This window comes from Marinobacter sp. AL4B (assembly GCF_019916045.1).
Taxonomy (GTDB): Bacteria; Pseudomonadota; Gammaproteobacteria; order Pseudomonadales; family Oleiphilaceae; genus Marinobacter.
Genome location: NZ_JAILWZ010000012.1, coordinates 51,246 through 59,043, shown reverse-complemented (window position 1 = coordinate 59,043; position 7,798 = coordinate 51,246). Strand labels below are relative to the sequence as shown.

Annotated in this window: 4 protein-coding genes; all 4 read left to right on the top strand. The window is 55.3% G+C overall.

Annotated elements, in window-relative coordinates:
- The coding region (locus K5L82_RS10250) for an SPOR domain-containing protein (RefSeq protein ID WP_223134076.1) at window positions 1-436 on the top strand (436 nt) is incomplete at its 5' end.
- 186 nt (window positions 437-622) lie between these two features.
- Window positions 623-5,071 carry a glutamate synthase large subunit gene (gene gltB, locus K5L82_RS10245; RefSeq protein WP_223134075.1) on the top strand — a complete coding sequence of 1,483 codons (4,449 nt, stop codon included), beginning with the start codon at window positions 623-625 and terminating at the stop codon, window positions 5,069-5,071.
- Between the two features lie 75 nt (window positions 5,072-5,146).
- On the top strand, window positions 5,147-6,565 hold the full coding sequence (locus K5L82_RS10240; RefSeq protein WP_223134074.1) for an FAD-dependent oxidoreductase: 1,419 nt from the start codon (window positions 5,147-5,149) through the stop codon (window positions 6,563-6,565).
- Between the two features lie 125 nt (window positions 6,566-6,690).
- Window positions 6,691-7,758, top strand: a complete 1,068-nt coding sequence (hemE, locus tag K5L82_RS10235; protein WP_223134073.1) for a uroporphyrinogen decarboxylase — start codon at window positions 6,691-6,693, stop codon at window positions 7,756-7,758.
- The last annotated feature ends 40 nt before the right edge of the window (window positions 7,759-7,798 follow it).

The following is a 7,798-nucleotide window of genomic DNA, read 5'->3' as shown; positions in this document are numbered from 1 at the left end:
AGAGCCAGAGCCAGAGCCAGAGCCAGAGCCAGAGCCAGAGCCAGAGCCAGAGCCAGAGCCAGAGCCAGAGCCAGAGCCAGAGCCAGAGCCAGAGCCAGAGCCAGAGCCAGAGCCAGAGCCAGAGCCAGAGCCAGAGGCAACCTTTACCCCAAAGATGGCGGAGCGGTTTGTGGCGTTGGAGCGCCTTCAAAAAAGCCAGGGTTGGACCCTTCAGCTCGTGGCTGGACGCTTGGAGCAAACCGTCCTAAACGTGATCGGCCGGCTGCCGGGTGACCCAAAAATGCGTTATACCGTCGGCGAGCGTGACGGAAAACCGTGGTTTATGTTGGTGTACGGAACCTATGCGAGCAAAAACGAAGCGAAATCTGCCGCGGCGACCCTTCCTGATGCATTAAAGGTAGATAGGCCCTGGATTCGCTCCTTCGAGAGCTTCTGAATTCCTAGGCGTGCACCCATGTGGTGCACGCTTTTCTCCGGCGTGACGGAAAATTTAAAAAGTTCTTGCCTGCTTTTTTTTCATACGTATAATCCCTTCCCCCTTTTTTAAAGTGTCAGCTCATTTTGTGCACTACGGTGGTGCGAGATGGGCTGGCGGGAACGACTTTTACGTGAGAGAACGCTTATGACGACAGGCTTGTATCATCCCGATGAATTCAGGGACAACTGCGGTTTTGGCCTGATAGCCCACATGAAGGGCGAGGTTAGCCATAAGTTGTTGGAAACAGCTATCGAATCACTCACCTGCATGACGCACCGGGGAGGCATCGCTGCCGACGGGAAGACCGGTGATGGTTGTGGTCTGCTGTTGCAGAGCCCTAAGGCCTTCTTGGTCAAAGCTGCTGAAGCAGCGTTTGGAAAAAAACCTGGCGACTTATTTGCAGTTGGCCAGGTTTTTTTAGCTCAAGAGGGCGGCAAAGCTGCGGCCGGTCGCGCTGCGATTGAGCAAAGGCTGACCGAGCAAGGACTCGACATCATGGGGTGGCGCGAAGTGCCCGTTGATGACAGCTGTCTGGGCCCGATGGCAAAAGATTGTTTGCCTCGCATCGAACAGGTGTTTGTTGAGCCCGGAGATAAAACAGAGAAAGAGTTTGCGATCAGTCTTTTCCTTGGTCGTCGTTATGCCGAACGCGATATGGCTGAGGATTCCGAGTTCTACATCTGCAGCCTTTCGCATCGTACCTTGGCCTATAAGGGCCTGATGATGCCGGCCGATTTGGCCAACTTCTACAAAGATTTGGGCGACCCCGATCTGGAAACCGCTATTTGTGTATTCCATCAGCGTTTTTCTACCAACACCATGCCCAAGTGGCCACTGGCCCAACCGTTCCGCTATCTTGCTCACAACGGTGAAATCAACACCGTTGACGGCAACCGGAACTGGGCGATAGCCCGTGCGGCGAAATTCAGTTCGCCAGATCTGCCGGACCTGCAAACCTTGCAGCCGTTGGTCAACCTGACTGGCTCAGACTCCTCCAGCATGGATAATATGTTGGAAATCCTGCTGGCCGGTGGTGTTGATCTGTTCCGTGCCGTACGCATGATGATTCCGCCTGCCTGGCAGAACGTTGATACCATGGATTCGGATCTGCGTGCTTTCTATGAGTACAACTCCATGCACATGGAACCATGGGATGGTCCTGCGGGCCTGGTTATGTCTGACGGCCGTTACGCGCTTTGTATGTTGGATCGGAATGGTTTGCGCCCGGCGCGTTGGGTGGTCACCAAGGATGATTTCATCACTTTGGCGTCGGAAGTGGGTACTTACGATTACTCGCCGTCGGACGTTGTTGCTAAAGGCCGGGTTGGTCCGGGCCAAATGCTGGCCATCGATACCGAAACCGGCGAAGTTCTGCACACAGCGGATATCGACGAGCGACTTAAAAGCGCACAGCCGTATCGGCGTTGGTTGAAAGAAAACGCTCTGCGTGTGGAATCCACACTTTACCAAGAGACTCCGGAATTCAAGGTGATGGAGCCGGATGAGCTGTTGGTGCAGCAGAAGATGTTTAACGTCTCCTTTGAGGAGCGTGATCAGGTGCTTCGCCCTCTGGCTGAGGGGGCTCAGGAAGCCGTTGGCTCTATGGGCGACGACACGCCGATGGCGGTGCTTTCAAGCAAGGTGCGGCACGTAGCGGATTACTTCCGCCAGAAATTCGCGCAGGTTACCAATCCGCCGATCGACCCATTGCGTGAAACGATCGTGATGTCGCTCGAAACCTGTTTGGGCGCTGAGCGAAACGTCTTTGAAGAAACGGCTGAACACGCCGATCGGATTATTTTGACAACGCCGGTACTGTCGCCGGCTAAGTTCCTCAGACTAACCAATAACCAGCGCCCCGGTTTTGAAGTAGGTCGGGTGGCTTTGAGCTACCGCCCGGAAGAAGGCTTGGAACAGGCCATCATTCGCGTATGCGAAGAATCCGCTGCGGCGGTTCGTGATGGCAAAGTACTGCTGATTCTGAGCGATAAGGATCTGGTAGAAGGTGAACTTCCGGTGAACGCTCTGATGGCTACCGCCGCGGTTCATCACCACCTGTCAGCGAACGGCTTGCGTTGCGATACCAACCTCATTGTTGAAAGCGGTTGGGTACGCGACCCGCATCATTTCGCCGTATTGTTTGGCTTTGGCGCGACAGCTGTATACCCGTACTTGGCCTATCAGGTCATGAACGATCTGATTCGCACCGGTGAGCTGATGATGGATCCGGTCGAAGCGAAGAACAATTATCGTAAAGGCATCAACAAAGGCCTGCTGAAAATCCTGTCTAAGATGGGGATTTCCACCATTGTGTCTTACCGCGGTGCCCAGTTGTTTGAGGCGATTGGTCTGGCAGATAACGTGGTGGATCTGTGCTTCAGAGGTGTGCCTAGCCGTATTCAGGGTGCTGATTTCGGTGATTTCCAGCAAGATCAGGAGCTGCTTGCTTCTGTGGCATGGAAGCCTCGTAAGCCACTTTCGCCTGGTGGTGTGCTGAAATATATCCATGGTCAGGAATACCATGCTTTCAACCCGGATGTAGTGGGCAAGCTGCAAGACGCGGTGATCAGTGGTGACTACGGTCATTACCGGGAATACGCAAGTTTGGTGAATGAGCGCCCAGTAGCAACGTTGCGTGATCTGCTGGTGTTCAAGGAAGGCCTTCAGGCGATCGATATTGCCGACGTCGAGCCTGTGGAAAGCATCTTCCCGCGTTTTGACTCGGCTGCTATGTCGTTGGGGGCGCTGTCTCCGGAAGCTCACGAGGCTCTGGCGGTGGCGATGAATACCCTGGGTGGTCGCTCAAACTCCGGTGAGGGCGGTGAAGACCCTGCGCGTTACGGCACGAACAAGCGTTCCAAGATCAAGCAGGTGGCTTCCGGTCGTTTCGGTGTAACTGCTGAGTATCTGCGCAGCGCAGACGTTATGCAGATTAAAGTTGCTCAGGGGGCCAAGCCGGGTGAAGGTGGTCAGCTGCCGGGCGGCAAGGTGAACGACCTGATTGCCCGTTTGCGCTACTCGGTGCCGGGGGTAACCTTGATTTCGCCTCCGCCTCACCACGACATCTACTCGATTGAAGATTTGGCTCAGCTGATCTTTGATCTCAAGCAGGTTAATCCCGAAGCGTTGGTGTCGGTGAAGCTGGTATCCGAGCCGGGTGTCGGCACCATTGCAGCGGGTGTGGCCAAGGCATACGCCGATTTGATTACGGTTTCCGGTTACGACGGCGGTACAGCGGCCAGTCCGTTGACTTCGATTCGTTATGCGGGTTCTCCGTGGGAGCTTGGTTTGACCGAAACGCAGCAGGCTCTTCGAGCCAACGATCTGCGGGGCAAGATTCGTTTGCAAACAGACGGCGGAATCAAAACCGGTCTGGATGTGGTGAAAGCAGCCATTCTGGGTGCGGAAAGCTTCGGCTTTGGTACCACTCCAATGGTCGCGCTGGGTTGTAAGTACCTGCGTATTTGTCACCTGAACAACTGCGCGACCGGTGTCGCGACTCAGAACGATTACCTGCGTGAAGAACACTTCAAGGGCACCGTCGAGATGGCGATGAACTTCTTCCGCTTTGTTGCTGAAGAAACCCGCGAGTGGATGGCCAAACTGGGTGTTCGCAGTATGGAGGAGCTGGTGGGCCGCGTGGATCTGCTCGAACGCCTTCCGGGTAACACCGAGCGCCAGAAGAAGCTTGACCTGACCCGCCTGCTGGAGAACGACCTTATCCCCGCAGACAAGCCCCAGACCTGTCAGGTAGAGCGGAACCTGCCGTTCGATCAAGGTAAGTTGGCTGAGCAGATTGTGAAGGATACGGCAGCCGCTCTTAACGAAAAATCGGGTGGCGCCTGGACCTACAAAGTCACCAACTGTGACCGATCAATTGGTGCCCGTTTGTCGGGTGAAATCGCCGCTCGATACGGGAACAAAGGCATGTCTGACGCTCCGATCACCCTCGACCTGACGGGTACGGCCGGTCAGAGTTTCGGTGTGTGGAACGTCGGCGGCCTGAGCATGGTCCTGCACGGCGATGCCAACGATTACGTGGGCAAAGGCATGACCGGTGGCAAGCTGGTGGTTAAGCCGCCTCGTGGCAGTGATTTCAAAACCCAGGAAACGTCCATCGTAGGTAATACCTGTTTGTACGGCGCAACCGGAGGCAAGTTGTTTGCTGCCGGTACAGCGGGCGAGCGCTTTGCGGTTCGTAATTCCGGCGCTCATGCGGTTGTGGAAGGCGCAGGCGATCACTGCTGTGAATACATGACCGGCGGTTTGGTGACGGTTCTGGGCGAAACAGGTTACAACTTCGGTGCGGGTATGACCGGTGGTTTCGCCTACGTACTGGACATGGATAACACCTTTGTCGACAAGTACAACCATGAGTTGGTTGAGATTCAGCGTATTGCACGGGAAGACATGGAGGCCTACCGGAACCACCTGCGCGGGGTGATTCGGGAGCACATTTCGGAAACCGGAAGTGCCTGGGCTGAACATCTTCTGGAGGATTTCGACGATTACATCAATCGGTTCTGGCTGGTTAAACCGAAGGCTGCAAATTTGCGTAGCCTGTTAGCCAGCACTCGAGCCCGCCCGGAGTAATCGCCGGGAAAACTGTGAGTTGGGCTGCGCTGCTTGCGCAGCCTACGTCGAAATCGAAAGTATGAGAGCAACACTATGAAAGAACGACTTCATAATGACTTCCAGTTCGTCGAAGTAGGGCGGGTTGACCCGAAGAAAGTGCCGGCGAAAAAGCGGAAGAAAGAGTTTGGTGAGATTTATCACCCGTTTACAGAAACCCATGCGGGATCTCAGGCGCACCGTTGTCTGGAGTGCGGTAACCCATATTGTGAGTGGAAGTGCCCGGTGCACAACTACATTCCGAACTGGCTGAAGCTGGTATCGGAAGGCAACATCATGAAGGCCGTAGAGTTGTGTCACCAGACCAACTCACTGCCCGAAGTCTGCGGTCGCGTATGTCCTCAGGACCGCTTGTGCGAAGGCGCTTGCACCCTGAACGACGGTTTTGGTGCGGTGACCATTGGTTCGGTGGAAAAGTACATCACTGACACCGCCTTTGCGCTGGGCTGGAAGCCTGACATGTCCAAGGTGAGCTGGACAGATAAGAAGGTTGCTGTAATCGGTGCTGGTCCTGCCGGCCTTGGTTGTGCTGATGTATTGGTGCGCAACGGTGTGAAGCCCGTTGTGTTCGATATCTACCCGGAAATCGGTGGACTGCTGACCTTTGGTATTCCAGAGTTCAAGCTGGAAAAGGGCGTCATGGCCCGCCGTCGTCAGGTATTCGAAGAAATGGGTATGGAATTCCGCCTAAACACCGAGGTGGGCAAGGATGTTTCGTTGAAGAGCATTCTTGAAGAGTTCGATGCCGTGTTCATGGGCATGGGCACCTACACCTACATGAAAGGCGGCTTCCCCGGTGAGGATTTGCCCGGAGTTCACGATGCGCTTCCGTACCTGATCTCCAACGTTAATCGTCGTTTGGGCTTCGAAAAGAAAGCGGCCGACTTTGTTGATATGAAAGGCAAGCGTGTGGTGGTTCTGGGTGGTGGCGACACCGCCATGGACTGCAACCGCACCTCGATTCGTCAACAGGCGGAAAGCGTGACCTGCGCCTACCGTCGGGACGAGGCCAACATGCCGGGTTCTCGGCGTGAGGTGTCCAATGCCAAAGAAGAGGGTGTGAAGTTCCTGTTCAATCGTCAGCCAGTAGAAATCGTTGGTGATGGCAAGGTTGAAGGCGTCAAAGTGGTAACCACGGAGCTTGGCGCGCCGGATGAAAACGGACGTCGCCGCCCGGAAGTGGTCCCCGGCAGTGAAGAAGTGATTCCGGCCGATGCTGTGCTGGTCGCTTTCGGCTTCCGCCCGAGCCCGGCACCCTGGTTTGAGGACCTTGGCGTGAATACCGATGACTCCGGTCGGGTAACCGCGCCAGAAGAAGCGGAGCTGCCGTTCCAGACCAGCAACCCGAAGATCTTCGCCGGTGGTGATATGGTTCGTGGTTCAGACTTGGTGGTTACTGCGATTTGGGAAGGCCGGCAGGCCGCAGAAGGCATTCTTGACTACCTGGATGTCTGAGTAAAATCTTGATTGGTGTCAGAAGGGCGGCTTCCTAGGGGAAAGCCGTCCTTTTTTATTGGCGCAAACGGGGTATCATTGGCTCCCATTGTCTCTGACCCATAAACGATGAGAAGACTGTAACTATGACTGAGTTGAAGAACGATCGCTTCTTGCGCGCCCTGATGCGGCAGCCTGTGGACCGTACCCCGGTGTGGATGATGCGTCAGGCGGGCCGTTACCTGCCGGAGTACCGTGCAACCCGGGCCCAGGCGGGTGACTTCCTCAGTCTTTGCAAGAACACGCCGTTGGCCTGCGAAGTAACCCTGCAGCCACTAGAGCGCTATCCGTTGGACGCGGCGATTTTGTTCTCCGATATCCTGACCATCCCGGACGCGTTGGGGTTGGGTCTGTATTTCGAGACGGGCGAAGGCCCCAAGTTCCGTAAAGTGATCCGCTCTGAAGCCGACGTAGATGCACTGCCGAACATGAAGGCCGAGTCTGATCTGGATTATGTAATGAATGCGGTCTCCACCATTCGCCGTGAACTTAATGGTCGCGTTCCGTTGATCGGTTTCTCCGGTAGCCCGTGGACACTGGCCACCTACATGGTTGAAGGCGGTTCCTCCAAGGACTTCCGTGAAACCAAGAAGCTGGCCTATGGTCAGCCGGAAGTGATGCACCGTTTGCTGGATCACTTGGCTGATTCGGTGATTGACTACCTGAACGGCCAGATTAAAGCCGGCGCGCAAGCAGTGCAGATCTTCGATACTTGGGGTGGTGTACTGAGTGGTTGGGCCTATGAGGAGTTCTCGCTGCGCTACATGAAGAAGATTGTCGACGGGTTGATCCGTGAAAACGAAGGTCGCCGTGTGCCGGTGATTCTGTTTACCAAGAACGGTGGCCAGTGGCTGGAGTCGATTGCCGATACGGGTTGTGATGCTGTGGGCCTGGATTGGACTACGGATATTGGTAATGCTCGGGCACGAGTGGGTGATCGAGTAGCCCTTCAGGGCAATATGGATCCGACGATGTTGTATGCGCCTAAGAAGCGTATCCGTGAAGAGGTGGAAGATATTCTGTCTCGTTACGGGCAGGGCACCGGGCACATCTTCAATCTGGGTCACGGTATTACACCGGAAGTGGACCCGGAGCATGCTGGGGCGTTCATTGAGGCTGTCGTTGAGCTAAGTGGCAAGTACCATCAGCAGTAATTGAGGTTTGGAGGTTGTAGTCCGCCAGCTTGCTAGTTCG